The organism is Synechococcales cyanobacterium T60_A2020_003 (genome assembly GCA_015272205.1).
Classification (GTDB): domain Bacteria; phylum Cyanobacteriota; class Cyanobacteriia; order RECH01; family RECH01; genus JACYMB01.
In genome coordinates, this window is record JACYMB010000108.1 from 1 (window position 1) to 17604 (window position 17604).

Annotated in this window: 18 protein-coding genes; 3 read left to right on the top strand and 15 right to left on the bottom strand. The window is 51.1% G+C overall.

Translation table 11 applies throughout. From position 1 onward, the window contains the following. Positions 1 to 31 precede the first annotated feature (31 nt). Together IGR76_05515 and psbH are read right to left on the bottom strand one after the other, a co-directional pair. Positions 32 to 349, bottom strand: a complete 318-nt coding sequence (locus IGR76_05515; GenBank protein ID MBF2077974.1) for a TatA/E family twin arginine-targeting protein translocase — start codon at positions 347 to 349, stop codon at positions 32 to 34. A 107-nt stretch (positions 350 to 456) separates the two neighbouring features. Beyond that, positions 457 to 660 (bottom strand): photosystem II reaction center protein PsbH, encoded by a 204-nt coding sequence (gene psbH, locus IGR76_05520; protein ID MBF2077975.1) that lies wholly within the window; start codon positions 658 to 660, stop codon positions 457 to 459. 175 nt (positions 661 to 835) lie between these two features. On the opposite strand from psbH, the gene psbN reads away from it, so the two are divergent. Further along, positions 836 to 976 carry a photosystem II reaction center protein PsbN gene (psbN, locus tag IGR76_05525; GenBank protein MBF2077976.1) on the top strand — a complete coding sequence of 47 codons (141 nt, stop codon included), beginning with the start codon at positions 836 to 838 and terminating at the stop codon, positions 974 to 976. A gap of 229 nt (positions 977 to 1205) precedes the next feature. Here the strand turns inward: psbN and IGR76_05530 are convergent, their stop codons facing one another. After that, positions 1206 to 4397 carry an alpha-mannosidase gene (locus IGR76_05530; protein MBF2077977.1) on the bottom strand — a complete coding sequence of 1064 codons (3192 nt, stop codon included), beginning with the start codon at positions 4395 to 4397 and terminating at the stop codon, positions 1206 to 1208. A 106-nt stretch (positions 4398 to 4503) separates the two neighbouring features. Between IGR76_05530 and IGR76_05535 the strand changes: the two genes are divergently transcribed. Beyond that, the gene (locus tag IGR76_05535) at positions 4504 to 6060 is read left to right on the top strand and encodes a hypothetical protein (GenBank protein ID MBF2077978.1); all 1557 of its coding nucleotides are present in this window, start codon (positions 4504 to 4506) and stop codon (positions 6058 to 6060) included. Positions 6061 to 6076: 16 nt separating this feature from the next. Here IGR76_05535 and IGR76_05540 read toward each other — a convergent pair whose 3' ends face one another. Then, positions 6077 to 7234, bottom strand: a complete 1158-nt coding sequence (locus IGR76_05540) for a diguanylate cyclase (protein ID MBF2077979.1) — start codon at positions 7232 to 7234, stop codon at positions 6077 to 6079. Between the two features lie 2300 nt (positions 7235 to 9534). Between IGR76_05540 and IGR76_05545 the strand changes: the two genes are divergently transcribed. Beyond that, positions 9535 to 10062, top strand: a complete 528-nt coding sequence (locus IGR76_05545; protein MBF2077980.1) for a glycoside hydrolase family 19 protein — start codon at positions 9535 to 9537, stop codon at positions 10060 to 10062. Here the strand turns inward: IGR76_05545 and IGR76_05550 are convergent. The 11 genes from IGR76_05550 to rpmJ form a co-directional block, all read right to left on the bottom strand. Next, a complete protein-coding gene (locus IGR76_05550; protein ID MBF2077981.1) occupies positions 10059 to 11312 on the bottom strand; it encodes a metallophosphoesterase in 1254 nt (417 codons plus the stop codon). The genes IGR76_05545 and IGR76_05550 overlap by 4 nt on opposite strands. 26 nt (positions 11313 to 11338) lie before the next feature. Beyond that, complete coding sequence (gene prfA / locus IGR76_05555) at positions 11339 to 12454, bottom strand: peptide chain release factor 1 (GenBank protein ID MBF2077982.1); 1116 nt, start codon at positions 12452 to 12454, stop codon at positions 11339 to 11341. A gap of 64 nt (positions 12455 to 12518) precedes the next feature. Next, entirely contained in the window at positions 12519 to 12770 is a 252-nt protein-coding gene (gene rpmE / locus IGR76_05560) for a 50S ribosomal protein L31 (protein MBF2077983.1), read from the bottom strand. 118 nt (positions 12771 to 12888) lie between these two features. Further along, positions 12889 to 13305, bottom strand: a complete 417-nt coding sequence (gene rpsI / locus IGR76_05565) for a 30S ribosomal protein S9 (protein ID MBF2077984.1) — start codon at positions 13303 to 13305, stop codon at positions 12889 to 12891. Further along, positions 13305 to 13760: a 50S ribosomal protein L13 gene (gene rplM, locus IGR76_05570; protein MBF2077985.1), complete on the bottom strand. Its 456-nt coding sequence runs from the start codon at positions 13758 to 13760 to the stop codon at positions 13305 to 13307. The genes rpsI and rplM overlap by 1 nt, the downstream gene beginning before the upstream one ends. 60 nt (positions 13761 to 13820) lie before the next feature. Further along, the gene (truA, locus tag IGR76_05575) at positions 13821 to 14717 is read right to left on the bottom strand and encodes a tRNA pseudouridine(38-40) synthase TruA (protein ID MBF2077986.1); all 897 of its coding nucleotides are present in this window, start codon (positions 14715 to 14717) and stop codon (positions 13821 to 13823) included. Between the two features lie 20 nt (positions 14718 to 14737). After that, complete coding sequence (rplQ, locus tag IGR76_05580; GenBank protein ID MBF2077987.1) at positions 14738 to 15088, bottom strand: 50S ribosomal protein L17; 351 nt, start codon at positions 15086 to 15088, stop codon at positions 14738 to 14740. A gap of 74 nt (positions 15089 to 15162) precedes the next feature. Next, positions 15163 to 16107, bottom strand: a complete 945-nt coding sequence (locus IGR76_05585) for a DNA-directed RNA polymerase subunit alpha (GenBank protein ID MBF2077988.1) — start codon at positions 16105 to 16107, stop codon at positions 15163 to 15165. 106 nt (positions 16108 to 16213) lie between these two features. Further along, entirely contained in the window at positions 16214 to 16606 is a 393-nt protein-coding gene (gene rpsK / locus IGR76_05590; protein MBF2077989.1) for a 30S ribosomal protein S11, read from the bottom strand. A gap of 277 nt (positions 16607 to 16883) precedes the next feature. Further along, on the bottom strand, positions 16884 to 17267 hold the full coding sequence (rpsM, locus tag IGR76_05595; GenBank protein MBF2077990.1) for a 30S ribosomal protein S13: 384 nt from the start codon (positions 17265 to 17267) through the stop codon (positions 16884 to 16886). Between the two features lie 91 nt (positions 17268 to 17358). After that, complete coding sequence (gene rpmJ, locus IGR76_05600) at positions 17359 to 17472, bottom strand: 50S ribosomal protein L36 (protein MBF2077991.1); 114 nt, start codon at positions 17470 to 17472, stop codon at positions 17359 to 17361. Between the last annotated feature and the right edge of the window lie 132 nt (positions 17473 to 17604).

Consider the following 17604-nt stretch of genomic DNA (forward strand, 5'->3'; position numbering starts at 1 on the left):
TCGCTTTGTCCTGGAGTCTGGGACGTTGGACTTAAACGGATGCAGAGTCCGAATCTGCCGTTTTAGCAGGCGCCTCTTCTCCTGAGTCTGTTTCGGTCTCAGCACTAGCAGTAAGAACCTTTGGCTCAGGAGGTTCAATCTTGGCTTCCATCGTTTGCTTGACCGTCTTTTCGAGCTGCTGGGCTTCACGCTTAAATTCGGTCTCAAACTCCTTTGAGGCATCCTGAAAACTTCGCAGAGCCTTTCCCATGCTGCGTCCGATTTCTGGAAGCTTTTTAGGGCCAAAGATCAGCAGCGCGATCACAAAGATGAGCGCCATTTCCGGTAAGCCGATGCCGAAAATATTCATTGGCATTGTCCTCCAAAATAAAACACCCCGGACGAGCCGGGGAAAAATTTTTCTACGTTTCTATCAAGAATCGACTCGTAGGTGTCAAGACGAATTTCGACTAGGTGTTAGTTACCTAGGGAAGTCCAGTCTACATCAACGCCATTTAAGACAATTGAGGAATTGTAAAGCTGAAGAATGATGAGTAAAAAGACAAGGAAAAGCAGCATGAAGACTGCCATGAGCGGGGTGGTTCCCCAACCAGGAGCCACTTTACCGTACTCAGAATTCAGGGGTTTTAGGATATCTCCCAACCTAGTCCGTTGTGCCATGGGTGCCTTGTGGTAAACCTCGACGTTTATTATCTGCAATAATTCTCCAAGAAAATTGCACGATGGTCAATCATGGCGATCGCCCCAATTATTTCTCTCCCCGATGCCACACAGCCCAGGATGCTGAACAGAAGTTGTAGAATTGTAAACGAGTACCTGTAGGGAGACACATGAGATGACCGATTTAGATCCGGGATTAGTGGTAGGAGTGGCAATCACAGCTTTTCTAGTTGCTGTGACTGGGATGGCTGTTTACACCTCCTTTGGCCCACCATCTAAGGAATTGGCTGATCCGTTTGATGACCACGAAGACTAGGGCAATGCCACGGATTGAGCCGATAACCTGTGCGGCTCGTAATTGAGAAGCAGTGCCACTGTCCGCACTGCTTTTGTTTTGGTGGATAGTCGGTGCAAGTTTTATACCAATTCTGAGTTTTGTTCGCGCAGCGTCTCCGCAGGAGAAATGCTCAGTTTTGAGTTATAAATGCGTTGCTACATCAGGGATGTCAGCCTTTCATCTGTAGCCGGAATTTTTGAAATTTGTATTATGGCTCTGGCGATCGCTCTGTGAGTCGGAACGTGGCTATTTTCCAAGGGGCGATCGTTCGTTTGGGATCGTCGTCTTTTAACGCTTCCAGGATCGTTGTTGATTCTAAAGTTGCCGGATCGAAATATTCATTGAGTAAGCCCAGCGATTCCCAGGCGATCGCTTGTCCTGTCTGTCCCTGGCTTTCGTAACAGCGCAGGATCCATTGATCGGGATTGTCTTCCGACTGCTTGAGGGCACTCAGGATTAGGGATTGCGATTGGTCGGTGAAGAAACTGCCGACGGGAGGCAAGCTGGCATTGGTTGAGGATGCGCTATTCCCAATCCAAACCCGTAACGGTTGGTTGAAGGCGTATCCTTGGTGAATGGTGTGAGCGATCGCCCAGTTTCCAGCATGGGGATAGAGAGCATAGCGAAACTGGTGGCATCCCCGATCAGCGGTGGGATCGGGCCATAGAGGGGCTTTCAGCAGGGTTAAACGGATTTGGTTGGGGGTGGCATCGTAGCCATACTTACAGTCATTGAGCAGGCTGACACCGTAATTTGAGGGGCGATCGCTCAGATCTACCCATTGTAGGGCAGGAATTTCCCATTTTGCCCGTTCTGCATCAGTTTGGGGTCGGGTGGTGCGTTCAATCACGCCAAAGGGCATTTCGCAGGCTACGGTGTCGGCTTCAATCTGCACCGGAAATGCGGCTTTAAGAATGACGTGGGTTTCTTGCCAGTCTGCGATCGTTTCAATTTTGAGCAAGGGTGAGCCAGAATCCAGCACGTAGTCCTGTTGGAAGGTGGATTGTCCGAATCGGTGCGTGACGCGGAGCCGCTGGCGTACTGCTCCAAATTCAATCCAGGCGATCGCCTCTAGGATTGGGGGGAGCAGCGGATGGTCGGCATAATCGGGGGCAATGTTCCACGCATCCCAATATTGTCCGGAATCCTGGAACGCCTGAAGTTGGTTGCCCGGAGCAGACAAAACTTCTCGCTGGTTGCATTTATCAAAAATCTGATCAATCTCTCCGGTATCTGGGTTGATCTGCCCATACAGATACTCGTTCTCTAATACCCATGCGGCGGGAGGTTCCCCCTCTGGGACGGGGTCGTTCTGCCCCGAAGCTAACCAGAAAGTCGCGTAGCCGACCGAGGGAATCTCGTTAGCGACGAAGAGGAGGCAAGGCGAATCTGGGGCAATCGCACTCACCTGCGAAGGAAGCATGTTTCCATTGGCATCGTACACGCACCACGCTCCCAGAACCGGAGTTTCTTCAGGCAACGGAATTGCGACGACCTCCGATCTCACCCAGTTGAGGGGATTGAAAATCAGAATGGGTTGCGCCGCTGGGCGAGGAGGAGAACCGCAGGCAATTTGAAGGGCGATCGCGCCTAATCCTTGTGCTATAAACTTTTCAACCGTCTGCAATGCGTTTTCCCACTCGGCGTTGGCATCTATGAAGACCTGCGGAATGGAAGAACCGGGGAGAATATCGTGGAACTGATTGAACAAGACCTGTTTCCACGCGTGTTCTAGTTCCGTGTGGGGGTAGGGTGTACCAGCAACCAAGGTTGCGAGGCTAGAGAATAGCTCGGCCTGGTAAAGTGCAGCTTCGCAGCGACGGTTATACCATTTCTGATCGGCGTGGGTTGTGTAGCAGCCGCGATGTAGCTCCAGATAAAGCTCATCATTCCAAACGGGCAAAGTTCCCCTCGACTGTTCTGCTTGGGTAACGGTGTCTAGAAAATGCTCAACCGTCGAGAACTGGACTTTGGGAAACAGCGGTGACTCTTGCCAACGACGATGGGTTTCCAGCATGTCACGGGTCGGGCCACCGCCATGATCCCCGACACCGGGTAACCAGAGAGCAATAGCATGTCCGGTTTTGGTTTCCCATTCCTTGGCATAATCGGCCATGCGGATCGGGTGAATGCTTTCGCCAATGAGGGGGGAGTTGTAGGCGAGGATTTGGCTCCCATCGGGCGATCGCCACCAAAAGAGATCGTAGGGAAATTGGGTGGTGTCGTTCCAGCGCAGCTTTTGGGTCACAAAATAGGTGATGCCGCCATCGGTCAAAATTTGCGGAAGTTGCCAACAAAATCCGAAGGTGTCGGGCAACCAGGCGATCGCACTGCGCTGACCAAATTTTTCTTCCACATAGCGCTGCCCGTACAACACCTGTCGCACAATCGATTCCCCAGAAATCAGGTTGAGCTCCGGCTCGATCCATAGCCCTGCGGCAATTTCCCAGCGTCCCTCGGCCACCCGTGCTTGAATGGCGGTAAACAGGTCAGGACGGTGTTCTTCCATCCAAGCGTACAGAGCGGGCGTGGAGTGGCAAAAGATCAGTTCGGGAAAATCGTTCTGCAAATTCAGGGCAGATTGAAAGGTGCGTTCCGCCGCCCGCCAGGTTTCCGCCACAGGCCAAAGCCATGCCATATCGAGGTGCGCGTGTCCCGTAGACCAGATCTGTCGCTGCTTAATGGGTTCGCCCAAGGTTGCAAGCTGTTGCCGAACCTGGGCGAGGGATCGATTGAACGGGGTGCGATCGGGTAAGGCATCCCACTGAATGTGCTGAATGATGTCTGCGACTTGGGCGATCGCATTGGAATCATGAGCCAGAAAACGCTGCACAACGGCAATTTCATCGGCCACAAATCCAGGTTCGGGATCGGGGACTGCCGGATAATCCGTTTCGTACACGCAGAGCGATCGCACCAGTGCGCCCGGATCGTGCCCCGGACTCTCTAACCGAACCGCTACGTCAAAAACATCGCCTGGGTTCACCCGTTCGCCTAAAAAAATCCGCGTCGAGCAATCAAACAGATCCCCCTCTTGCACAGGCTGTCCGTTGACATAGATGATTGATGTTTCTGCCCACCACGCGATCGCCAACCGTAGCGACAGTCCCTCCAGGGGGTACTGATGCAGGTGAGTGGGCACCGTGATCCGCTGTCCTAGCCATAGCGTGCGACGACCCTTCGGCCATGCAATATGCTGCCGCTCGTTCAAGGTGGCGATCGCCCAGGTGTCCCAGGTTTCAAGTCGTGTAGCGATCGCTGGGTCTAAATCGTTTCCCGCTTCTGGCATCAGCCACACGCGCCACTGGGACTGGACATCCTGTTGCGAGCATTGACGCAGACGGGCGATCGCGTCGTTGAGAGTATCGGTAGCCTGAGGGGGGATCACGTTTTGGGTCATCTGGTGCCAGGGATTTCAGATTAGGATTAGAAGTGCGGGTCTCCAGCGTTATGCTATCTCGTCAGTTGCGCTCTGTTGCGATTTATTCTGGGGTGTTGGTTGCATCATGCCCTCCTACCAAAGCAAATCCTTTACCTTTCTCAGGCAGCAGTTTTTTCGGATGCGGGATACGGCGACACGCTCCATCCGACAGGGAACACTGTTTGCAACATGGACACTTCAGGTGGCGCTGTACCCGATTTACTTGGTTTTCCAGTCGTCCCGCGTGGTTGGGCGACAGTTGCAGTCCTCGGTGCGGCGGACGGTTCCGCGTTTGAAAGCCGTCGGTGAAGCCCTTGATCGAGCCGTCCATCCTGAGAAATCTTCCACCTCAGCCCTCAACGTCGATACTCCTTTTAAAAATCTGGTGCGATCGCTGCCTCAAGACGTTCCGAATTTGATCGAGGCGGATCGTTTAGGAACCTACGTCACCTTACCCGCAGGACAGGAGCAACTAGCGCTTCAAGAGGCGTCTCCTCAATATTCATCCCTCGCACTTATCCCTCCGATCGATTCCCTACCCCCCGGCTCGACGGCTGAAACGGCGATCGCCCCATCCCCACCTCCGGTTGGACAGAGTACCGACTCCAACCCTCAAACAATTAATGGGAACACGAGAATCCCGATTCAAGGCATGGCCTCTCTTCTAGACAGTCATCATCTCGTATTAGTCGGCGCAAATAACCACATTCTCGATATCCTATCGCCCGATCAGCAAGACCGTCTGAAAGAACGGATGGTTTTGGAAGTGGCTCTCTACCGTCAGCGACAGCAGCAACGCACTGTTCCCCCCGCTCCCCCCTTACGACGCCTCCCGATCCCCCGTGTCACCGATCGCCAATGGCTGCCTGTGCAGTGGTTTCGGCGGGTGATGGCCTGGATGCAAACGAGTGATGTGGCGATCGCCACCAATCTTTTCCAGGAATCTCTCATGCTTCCCGCAGGTCGTACATCCAGTCGGCAATCCCTGGCTGATGCTCGTTCCATTTCACCGTGGGATTGGTATACCTTAACCCCGTCGTCACAAACCTTGATGCGAGCCATTAAGCCTACTGTGCAACCCGCTCAGATACACCCAACCACGCCCCCAATGGCTTTAGGCGCTGCAACAAACCCTCAATTGCCGGGTATCTCCCCCATTTACAATTCTGCTCCCCTATCCCTGTGGGCACGCCTAAGGGCTTGGCTTAGCAGTGTTCCTGTTGCACAAGATTCATCGATAGAAACAGAGTTAGATCTATTGAGTTGGCAAACTCCATCCGGGGCGATCGCCCCATCGACAAAGGGCGTAATTCACAAGAATTCTTCCAAAGAAAAAAGATTTATAGTCAGTCGGGGAAACTCTTCTCGTTCCCTTGAGCCAAGCATGCTGCCCACCAAGTCCGATGCTATCGATCCAGGAGGTGATCTCGCCAACCTGGAGACTGTCCACTCCAAGGGCACATCAGATATAGAAGCCCAACCCGAATGGGTTGAAACAAGCGCAATCGTGGTTGGGTATGCAAAGCATCCGTTAGAGCTTATTTTGCAATGGCTAGATTTGGGTGTGGCTTGGGTTGAAGAGCGGGTTACGCGCGTGTGGCAATGGCTTACGGGGCGATCGCCAAATCCCCCTCAAGATTGATAGGCGCGGATCGATTCTAAGTTCTCAATTCGGGCGAGTCGCCGCAGTTGCAGTTGGGTTTCTTCTTCTGGGATTCGCGAGGGGTAAAGTCTTCAGGATGGCCACCTAAGCCTTGTTCCGTTGAACTCACCACGCGGTTTCGCCCTTGGCTCTTTGCCTGTAGTAAATTTTGATCGGCGCGGTTGAGCAGGCTAATCCCTCGTTCATCATCGCTCGGTTTGAGCGTGGCCGTGCCAGCACTGATGGTGATATTGAGATCCAGCGTTTCGTTAATCGCGAAGGGTTGTTCAGCAATCAAGCGACACAGTCGTTGGGCGACGAGAAGGGCTTCGCGGGCATCGGTGCCACTCAAAATCACAACAAACTCTTCCCCCCCGTACCGAAAGGCGATATCACAAAAGCGGAGATTATGCCGTAGTCGGGCCGAGAGAAGATGTAGGGCGCGATCGCCCACTAGATGCCCATAGTTGTCGTTAATGTGTTTGAAAAAGTCAACATCCAAGACGAGCAAACTGATAGGTGCATGGGTCGCACGTGCATTTTTAATTTGACGCGGAAGTTCCCACTCAAACGCGCGGCGGTTATTTAACTCGGTTAGGGGATCGGTGAGCGCAATCGTTGAAAGCAGGTCATTGGTGCGCATCAACTCACGATGGCCTTGCACGCGACGCAATCCCGCTTGGATCTGAGCTTCTACTCTTGCGCTGTAGCTTGGAGTAAATGGGAGATCTGGATGAGCATCTTCGACGTTTTCATCGGGTGACGCTGTTGACCTAGAGGTCGATATGTCCCAAATGACCGCATCAGCTCCCGCTTGCAATCCTCGAATTTCGGTTTCGATCTTAGTCCGCAGAAGAGCATCGGTCGCGATCGCCGAATCGACATCCATTTCCGCATCCATTTCCGCAAGACTGGAAGTTAATTTGATATCTTGCTCAATCAAAATGCAGTAAATCCAAGTCAGGCGATTTTGGGAGCGAATCTGCTGACACAAGTCCAGACTTTCCGTTTGGGACGACTGGAGCAAAAGAATATCCGGCTGCTGCGCTTGGATCAAAGATAGAGCATCAGAGATTGAAGCCGTTTCGATCGTGCAGCTTTGCAACCTACGAACTAGCTGGAGGTGATCGGCGAGGAAGTCGCGATCGCCCACGATAAGAATTGATGCATCCATCGCTGTTTGGAGCCTATTTCAAAAACGCTAAGACCAGTGATTTAAGAGGCGTAGCCCCTTATGTATGAGGAGCTAGCTGCACCGGGGGGCATACATGGGGGAAAGATTTAGACCCTTAATCCCATATTTAGGTTAGGCAAGCTAATTGAATGCAACCCATCAATGGCATCAGTCATTAGGAGTGGGTGGTGAGTGAATGACAGTGATTCAAGACGCTGAAACTATATCGCTCAAGTCTAGCTAATTCTGAACCAGATTCTAAAAGGCTTGTGTCACCATTGACTACTAAGTAGAGAGTCCTAACTAAACGTAGCTCTGGAACCTAGAAAGCTCGGTATACCGTTCTCAGGACATCGTTTAATTCAGGTTATCCACTTACTACACTCGCTTTTACACGAAATCCTGAAGATTTAACCATAACGCTTATCCCTAGTTCGTTAAATAGGCACTAGAGGGGTAGAATTTGGGCTAGTTAGGAAAATCCTGCTTAACCTCTCCTGCCTAGACGGTATCAAATTCAAGCCTATGGATTGTCGGTACTCAGCGAGGAATGTGTGTTGTGGTGTCTGTAATGGGCATCCTAGTTCAAGAGTGCAACTCTTGAAGCATTCGACTGCAATCTGAAGGACCCATTAACTCTCAGATTAGCGCTAGAAGTATGACTATTATGTCTGCTCTTTGACCTTCAAGTTCAGGGTGTGAAACGCATGAATGTACAGATCATCAGCCCTCCATTACAGACCTACCGTACCCAAGCCGCGCAGGTTCTTGAAAAGCTAATTCCTGAAATTTCAAGTCCGAATCTCACGCCACAAGATGCAGCCGTCGATGATGTGCTGCGAGCGGTGAGCCGCCAAGCCCCCCGACCACCGGGACGCCAACCCTACGATGGATTTTTTCCTAATCTTTCTTTGCCGGAGCAGCGACGTCGAGCCGCCCAAGGACTCAACGTTTTCATTAAGCGAATTTCAGAATCCCAACCCACCGCTTTGGATGTTCAAATTGATAGTCTGATTCGCACGCTTCGGGGGTTTCCGCCGCTTCCTAATCATCAATCTCCGTACGAAGCGCTATTCAGCCCGGCTCAGTCCGAATCGTCTGCGGAATCCAGAGGCAGCATGTCGTCCTCGGTCAGTCCAGAACAACTGAAAACATGGCGTAGTGATGCAAGCAAAACGTTGCAACGCTTGATTCCGGCGATCGCCTCCAACCAAGTAACGCCCCAGGACGGATTAGCAGATGATCTGCTGCGATCGCTCGGTGGCCAAGCCCCCCGAGCAGCAGGACGCCAGCCCTACGCTGGTTTCTTTCCCAATCTATCCATTGCCGAACAACGACGGCGGGTTGCGGCGGGTTTGGCCCCTTTCATGGATCGGCTCAATCCGTCTAACTATGTGCCTCAAGATGCACTCGTTGATGATCTGATTCGTGCGCTGCGTGGACTTCCTCACCGACCCAATGGGCGATCGCCCTACGAAGGACTCTTCGATCCAATTCCAGAAGAACCTTCGTCCTTCAGCCCAGAGCAGATTGCGGAGTGGCGATCGGAGGCGGCTCAGTGGATTACATCTTTGGTTCCTCGAATCGCTGGAACGACAGCGCCTGCTCAAGATGCGGCTGTGGATGACCTCCTCAGGATATTAGGCAACCAGGCGGCACGTCCCAGCGGACGCCGACCCTACGATGGATTTTTCCCCAATCTGCCCATCGCCGAACAGCGTCGTCGGGCAGCTCAAGGTATTGGAGTGTTTATTGAACGGTTACAGGGTGCGTTATCGAATGCGGATGCGGCTATAGATACGACGCTGCGAGTTTTACGAAACTTGCCGCCTCGCCCTGCGGAACGCTCTCCCTACGAAGGACTGTTTACTCCAACGCCCATAGAACCCGCAAACAACACTAAACCCTTGCCTCCCGTGAGTCCAGCCCAGCTTCAGGCATGGCGACGAGATGCGGGGCAAATTCTCAGTCAAATCGTACCCCGGATCGCTGGTAGCACTCCCACAGCACAGGATGGACAAGTGGATGATCTGTTACGGTTACTCGGTAACCAAACAGAACGGCCTAGCGATCGCGCTCCTTATAGTGGTTTCTTCCCTGGGGTCTCCTTAGCCGAACAACGGCGGCGGGCAGCGCAAGGGTTGCAAACGTTTATTAATGCTCTGACCAGTACAGATTTTATCCCTGCGGATGTATTGATTGATGCCCTCATTCGCGCGTTGCGAAATTTGCCGCCCCGTCCGCCCGAACGCCGACCCTACGAAGGATTTTTGCCCACCCTGCCGCAACTGCCACCTGGCTTGGAGATTACGGCTGAACAATTGCAGGCGATCGCCCCCTTGGGTTCCGGATCTCAAATTCGTAAGTTTGTGCCGTACCTCAATCGCACAATGGCGGAGTTTGGCATTAATACGCGCTTGCGTCAGGCACACTTCCTCGCCCAGCTTGCCCACGAGTCCGGGGAGTTTAACTATGTAGAAGAGTTGGCCTCCGGCGATGCCTACGAAGGGCGATCGGATCTAGGCAACACACAACCGGGTGACGGTCGCCGCTACAAGGGACGGGGACTCATCCAAATTACCGGACGGGCAAATTACACCGATGTATCAAAGGCACTTGGCGTTGACGTGGTTAGAAACCCAACGTTGTTATCGAGCGATGAACTGGCAGCCCGCAGTGCCGGATGGTTTTGGCAACGATCAGGTTTGAATGCCCTGGCTGATCGGGATGACGTCGTGGCTGTAACCCGTCGAATTAACGGTGGGACGAATGGATTGAGCGATCGCATTCAAAAATTAGCGGCAGCAAAACGAGCATTTGGTATTTAGGACGGTGCGAGTAAAGCTTGCACAAAGTCGTATAGCTCGGACTCGGAGTGATCCCGTTGCTGTCGTTCTTTCAGGTCAATCAGTCCTTTGGCAAGTTCTGCGGCACGCTTTTTATACACGGCATTGCTCGCCAGCACATCGGCAAACACCTCCTGTTCAATCTGGATACGATCTGCATCAGAGGCTAGCGGGGTCGCGTACTGGGGCGCGTCTGCCTCAAATTTCAAGAGAAAAATGAGGGCACCGCTACGAGCTTGTAACAGGCGTTGAATGCGTCGTGTATCAAACTCCGAGCGTTCAAAGCCAATCGTCCCGTCAATGCGAAGTTCAACTATAGGCTCTAGCGCATTGTCGGCTGAACCGGTGCAGTGCTGCTCAATAAGGACGATCGCCTGCTGTTCCAGTTCGTCTGCAGATTCATCTCCCCGTGCCGTTAACTTAAGCCGCTGGATGGGGCGTTGGTAATAGTCACGTTTTAATTCAACGTCTATGCCATTAGCATCCAGTGTGACCAGATAGGCTCCACGCTCGTAGTGGCCCTCTTCAATGCTGTTGGCTTCAATAGAGCCTGGGTTAAACACCCACCCCTCAGTGCTGTAGCTTTTATGGATGTGCCCCAGGGCTAGGTAATCAACGCCTGCGTCCCGTAACGGCAGCAAATCGGAATAGCGCATTGCGCCCTGATACCGCGCAATTTGCCCCTCTAATCCATGATGGAAGAGCAAGACGTTGTAGGGTACGGGAGGAAGCGCTTGGATCGATGCTGCGATTTGGGCGATCGCCTTCGGTGCCGTCGCGCCATACCAACTTGATCCCAACACCCGAACCCCGCACGGCAGATCAATGTATCCTCCGCGCCTCTCGTCGGGATCCCAAGGACTATAAAACGCCTCTCCGTCCGCAACATTGCCCGGTTCAAGTAAGATTAGCAATCCCCAACTCGACAAGTAGCGCAACCAGCTTGTCTTGGTGCCGTAGGGGCGATTATCGTGATTCCCCTCTATGGCAATCACAGGAATGTTCGCCTCTTGTAGAAGTTGCAGGCACAGTTGAGCCTGATTCAGCGTTGCGGGCTGAATCACACGATGCTCAAACAAATCCCCAGCGATAACAACAAAATCAACCGACGCATCAACAGCGTACCGCTGGAAAACATCCATCAAGGCGTAATAAAAGTCCTGTGTCCGGGTTGGATTGTCGTATCGGTCAAATCCAAGGTGGACATCCGCAATGTGTAAAAATCGCGGCATGGGTTGCGACCTCTCACTGGGAAGCTTTAGATAGACACAGGCGAAGCGTCAGACGACGAGTTTGCTAATTCTGCAAGTCGTTCTTGCTGATCCTTAGAAATACAGGCTTGAATCACCTCATCAATATCGCCTTCTAAAATTGGCGTTAGGCTAAAGTTCTGTCCAAGACGATGATCCGTAGCCCGATTGTCCTTGTAGTTGTAGGTGCGGATTTTCTCGGAGCGCGATCCCGTTCCAACTTGCGATCGCCGCATGGAGGTTACCGCTTCCTGCTGCTCCCGAAGTTTCATGTCATACAGCTTCGCCCGCAGGATCTGCATCGCCCGCTCACGGTTCTGAAGCTGCGATCGCTCCTCGGTGCAGAATACGCGAATCCCGGTTGGCTTATGGAACAGATCGACAGCGGTTTCAACTTTGTTAACGTTCTGTCCGCCTGAGCCCCCTGACCGTGCCGTTGAGATCTCAATATCCTTTGGATCAATTTCAATCTCAACTTCATCGACCTCTGGCATAATCGCCACTGTTGCCGTTGAAGTATGCACACGCCCTCCGGCTTCCGTGACTGGAACCCGCTGAACCCGATGTACACCTGCTTCAAACTTCAACTTACTATAGACGCGATCGCCCTTAATCTCTAAAATGGCTTCTTTAAATCCCCCCATATCCGCCAGAGACTCGCTTACAAGCTTCACTTGCCAGTGCTGGCTCTCGCTATATCGGGAATACATTCTGACTAAATCACCTGCCCAGATCGAAGCTTCATCACCACCTGCTCCTGCCCGAATTTCCAACATGATGTTCTTATCATCATTCGGGTCGCGAGGCAGTAGCAAGATCTTCAGTTGATTCTCAAGTTCCTCCGATCGCTTCTCCAACTCACGAACCTCCAGAGCTGCCATTTCTCGCAGTTCCGAATCGCTACCCGATTCCCTTAGAATCTGACGAGCGCCTGTCAACTCGTCTTGAGTAGCCCTCCACTCATGAAAGACGTTCACCGTCTCCTCAAGCGAAGAGCGGGCTCGAGCTAAACGCTGGAGCTCATCTGGATCAGTCGCGACATCTGGATCCGCTAAACGCCGGGTTAGGTCGTTGAACGTTTGCTCGACCGATTCAAGCTTGTCTAAAAGATAGGATTCAGCCATGGATTAAGCGTAGAAAAAGAGTAGAGGCTAGAGAGAAACTAAGAGCTTAACACTCTGGTTCCCGCTACTTCCTTCCCTTTTTCTTTGTCGCCGTATCGCTAGACTGGCCATCACTCATGCCGTACTTACGCAGGAAGCGCTCTACGCGACCTTCCGTATCAATGATTTTCTGAGTTCCAGTGAAGAAGGGGTGGTTACCTGACCAAACGTCAACATGAAGTTCAGGTTTGGTTGAACCAACGGTCATTACGACTTCGCCATTGCAGTAAACTTTGGCTTCGGGATACCACTCTGGGTGAATATCAGGCTTAGGCATAGAACACTCCTTAAACTAATTGCCTTAGAAACTATGTTAACAAGGTTGTCTGAATCACTTCATAGATGCGGTCAAACAACGTTCTGTCTCAGTCTGTCTTAGATTGAAGTACAGACCATTAACGCTTCGAGTACTGAGGAGCTTTACGAGCTTTGTGCAGACCGTACTTCTTGCGCTCTTTGGACCGAGGATCACGAGTTAGATATCCTTCAACCTTTAGCGGCTTACGATTCTCTGGATCTAGCTCACACAAGGCTCTAGCAACACCCAAACGAATTGAATCCGCTTGACCAGTAAGTCCGCCACCGCGAACATTCACTAGAACGTCATACTCAGCTTCAAGACCCAGTGTTTCCAGGGGAGCCTTAGCTGCCATCAGGTATGTTGGGTTGTACTGAAGATAATTATCGCCAGGGCGTCCGTTAATCGTGAGGGTTCCTGTACCAGGTACCAGGCGAACCCGCGCCACAGCCGACTTACGACGACCTGTGCCCCAATAGACAACTCGATTACTCTTCGTTTCAGTAGCTTGCATTAACGATCTCCTCCAGGTACGGTTTCAATAACAAGAGCTTGGGGCTTCTGAGCCTGATGCGGGTGATCTGGACCAGCATAAACTTTGAGCTTAGTAAATAACTTTCGTCCCAAAGAGTTCTTGGGCAGCATTCCTTTAACGGCCTGTTCCACAATGCGCTCTGGAACACGCGATTGCAGATCATCAAAGGTTTCAACCTTCATTCCACCTGGACGTCCAGAATGGCGACGATACAGCTTTTGATTACGCTTTTTGCCAGTGACGTCTATCTTCTCAGCGTTCACCACAATCACAAAGTCACCGGTGTCCAAGTGAGGGGTGTACGTTGGCTTGTTTTTACCGCGCAAAACTCTGGCAACTTCAGTCGCTAGGCGACCAAGTCGCTGATCTTCTGCATCAACAACATACCAAGTCTGCTCTAAATTTTCTTGGTTTGGAAGAAATGTCTTGTTCATGGTCATCTCATGGAGTCAGTCAACAATGAGTCTAAAAATAAACTTCGGGATATCCGGGGTCTAAACGTCCAACGCCTGCGAACATTCGGTTTCGTATGGTTCAGGGAGTAAAAAGCGAGGTTGAGTGTCAAACCATACCTCTTTGGAAAAGGGGAAATCTGGATAACCAACCCTTAATAGACAGAGACCTTGCGGAGGAGCCGCATACCTAACTTGATCGCGGCGCTGTTCTTGCCAAAGCTCTGTAAAGCTAGCAGGCGATCGCAAACCTTGCCCAACCTGAACTAACATTCCCACCAACAAACGCATCATGCCGTACAAAAACCCACTGGCTTGAATCTCGATCTCCAAGAAATGTCCACGCCGTATACAGCTTGCCTGATGCACATCTACCCATGAGTGCGGTCTGCTAGAACCAGCACGATGGAATGCAGCCAAGTGTTGACGCCCTATCATAGGATCGAGAGCTTGTTGAATCTGCTGTGCATCTAAATAGTCCTGATACAAATGCCAGCTAAACTGACGCACAAACAAATTAGGCCGTTTTCCAGTATATATTGTGTAGCGATACCGCCGCCAGATTGCTGAAAATCTTGCATGCCAATCTGGGGAAACAGGCGCTGAGCCGCGAATAACGACATCGGATGGCAAGTGATGATTAAGAATATCAACCCACCGATACGCGGGAATAAACGCAGGAGCATCAAAGTGGGCTACTTGGGCAGCCGCATGAACTCCTGTATCCGTACGTCCAGAACCGTGTAAAACAACGCGACGATTCAAGACAGATTGAAGTGCTGATTCAATCTCTTCCTGAACCGTCCGGTGATTGGGTTGTCGTTGCCAGCCATGAAAATGAGTTCCTAGATACTGAATAACTAAAGCAATCCGCTGACTATCCTCTACAGAATCATCAGCAGCATTTTTAGCCCCAGTAGCCTTAGACTCAGACACCATCCAGTCCTGCTACACCAAAACTAAGTAAGCTCGATGATTGCAATTTCGGCATTGTCTCCCCGGCGGCTTACGGTTCGAACAATGCGAGTGTAACCCCCACTGCGATCGCTGTACCGCTCAGGAGCCTGCTCAAATAAAGCATGCACCAGTTGCTTGTCGTACATATATCCCATTGCTCTACGGCGGGCTGCTAAAGATCCATCCTTAGCTAGAGTAATCATCCGCTCGGCTTCTGACCGAACAGCCTTCGCTCTAGCTTTTGTTGTTGAAATACGACCATGCCGGATCAGCTCAGTTGTCAATGCTCTGAGGAGAGCACGACGCTGATCTGTTGGCTTGCCTAATTTCGATACTCGACGACGATGACGCATGATAATACTTACAAGCGAGAATCTACAAACTTAATACAAACTATTTTCAGGGGGAAGTAAAGAACAGCCTATGCTTAAGAGGGCTTGGATGCCTTTTCCTGAGGTAGAGTAATCCCCAAGCGAACTTGTAATGCCTCGATGACTTCTTCTGCGGATTTCGCTCCAAAGTTCTTAATCTCGAGCAAATCTTCTTGGCTGTAATCTAGTAGATCAGAAACAGAGTTAATTTGCGCACGCTTCAAGCAGTTGTAAGCTCGAACCGAGAGTTGTAACTCCTCAATCGGAATCTGGCTCTCAGGATTTTGCTGTGGCTCACTCTCGCCAATACTCGGCGAAAAATCAACATTTCTGAGCGGATTGAACAAATCAACGAGAATATCTGCAGCCTTGCCAAGGGCCTCCTGAGGAGACAAACTGCCATTCGTCCATACCTCCATGATCAATCGATCCTGTTGCAAACTGCCGCCTACCCTTGCATCTTCAACAGAGTAGTTCACTCGACGCACAGGCATGAACACAGAGTCAATCTGGAGAAAGTCAAGAGCAGACGTCTCATCTTGCCCTTTCTCGATAGCCCGATATCCAACCCCTGTCTCTACGCGAAATTCCATCTCAAACGTCGCACCAGCAGAAACAGTTGCTACATACTGATCAGGATCAATGACTTCAAGTTCAGATGGCAGTTCAAAGCTTTTGGCCGTTACGGTTGCTGGTCCCTGAACCAGTAAACGACCGATCTGAGGTTGAGATGAATAGCTCTTAAAGACGATTTCCTTCATATTTAGAAGAATATCAAGAACATCTTCGCGAACCCCAGGAACAGTCATAAACTCGTGTGTTACACCAGCGACACGGACGGCTGTCACAGCAGCACCCTCTAAATTTGAGAGGAGAACACGCCGAAGAGCATTCCCAACGGTAATGCCTTGTCCCCTTTCCAACGGCCCAATCACAAACTTCCCATAGAAATTTGGATCCTGTCCGTTGTCAGCCTCGATATCAACCTGAAACTGAGCCATAGACCCTTCTCCCCTTACCCTTAACTTAAACCCAAAAAACCAGCAGACAATGGAATTTTGAAAAACTCGTCCTTGGGCATTTTAGAATGCAACAAAAACGGACTGCTTAAACCCGACGACGCTTTGGTGGCCGACAACCATTGTGAGGAATGGGGGTAACGTCGCGAATCAAAGTAATCTCTAGGCCTGCTGCCTGTAAGGCGCGAATAGCTGTCTCTCTACCAGCACCAGGACCGCTAACCATAACCTCAATTTGACGCATTCCCTGGTCAGCAGCTCGACGTGCGGCTGCTTCGGCTGCCGTTTGCGCCGCAAAAGGAGTCCCTTTCTTTGCTCCCTTAAAGCCACTGGAGCCTGATGAAGCCCAAGAGATTGTTTGCCCTCCGACATCCGTAATCGTCACGATTGTGTTATTGAATGTGGAGCGGATATGGGCTACTCCACTTGGAACATTTCGCTTTTGCTTCTTAGCTCCCGATTTTTTTATCTGTCGCGCCATGGTATTTCCTGCTCAAACTTGGTAACGTAATGACTCAAAAATCAAAGGTATGAACCCACGGGGCAAGCCCCGGCAGGTATTCCGCCCCAAGGGGCGAGGAATGAACCCGTAGAGATTCAAAACGAACTGCAATTCGTCTGAATAAGCACTCGACATGCGCATCAAGGCATCTGGTCGTCTGCGATGTCAACAAATTCAACTTACCCTCAAGTACGCTTTACGCATAACGAAAGCAGAGCCAAGAACGAAGTTGACAAAGCAAGAGGACTCAAAAAACTTACTTGCGCGCTGGCTTTTTCTTGCCGGCAATTGCAACTCGCTTCCCGCCACGACGAGTACGTGAATTTGTACGAGTTCTCTGTCCACGAACAGGTAAACCAGCTCTATGACGACGACCTCGATAGGAACCGATGTCCATCAAACGCTTGATGTTCATTCCTTCCAATCGACGGAGATCTCCTTCAACCTCATAGTCGTTCTCAACAACTTCCCGAAGAGAGGCAACCTCAGAATCGCTCAAATCCTTAACACGCGTGTCAGGATTGATTCCAGTTTTTGCAAGAACTTCTTTCGACCGGGTTAAGCCAATCCCATAAATATACGTCAGACCAATCTCAACTCGCTTGTCGCGAGGAAGATCTACTCCGGCAATTCGTGCCACGTCTCACCATCTCCTTAAGTACACTACTTACTTGCAGTAGCAATCTCCACAGGCGCAAATGCTGCGCCAGCATAGATGCTCTAAATCTAACCTAACCTTGACGCTGCTTATGCTTAGGATTAGAACAGATGACCATCACCCTGCCTCGGCGGCGAATGACGCGGCACTTCTCGCACATTTTCTTCACAGATGCTCGGACTTTCATGCCCCACTCTTTATTTCTCTACAAAACTACTATCTTACATTTCCAGGTGATCTATGTCAAAAAAATAAACTTGGGTTGTAATTGGTCACAGCAAGAAGCACACCGTATTGAGAATAAGGCGTTTCCTTCAGT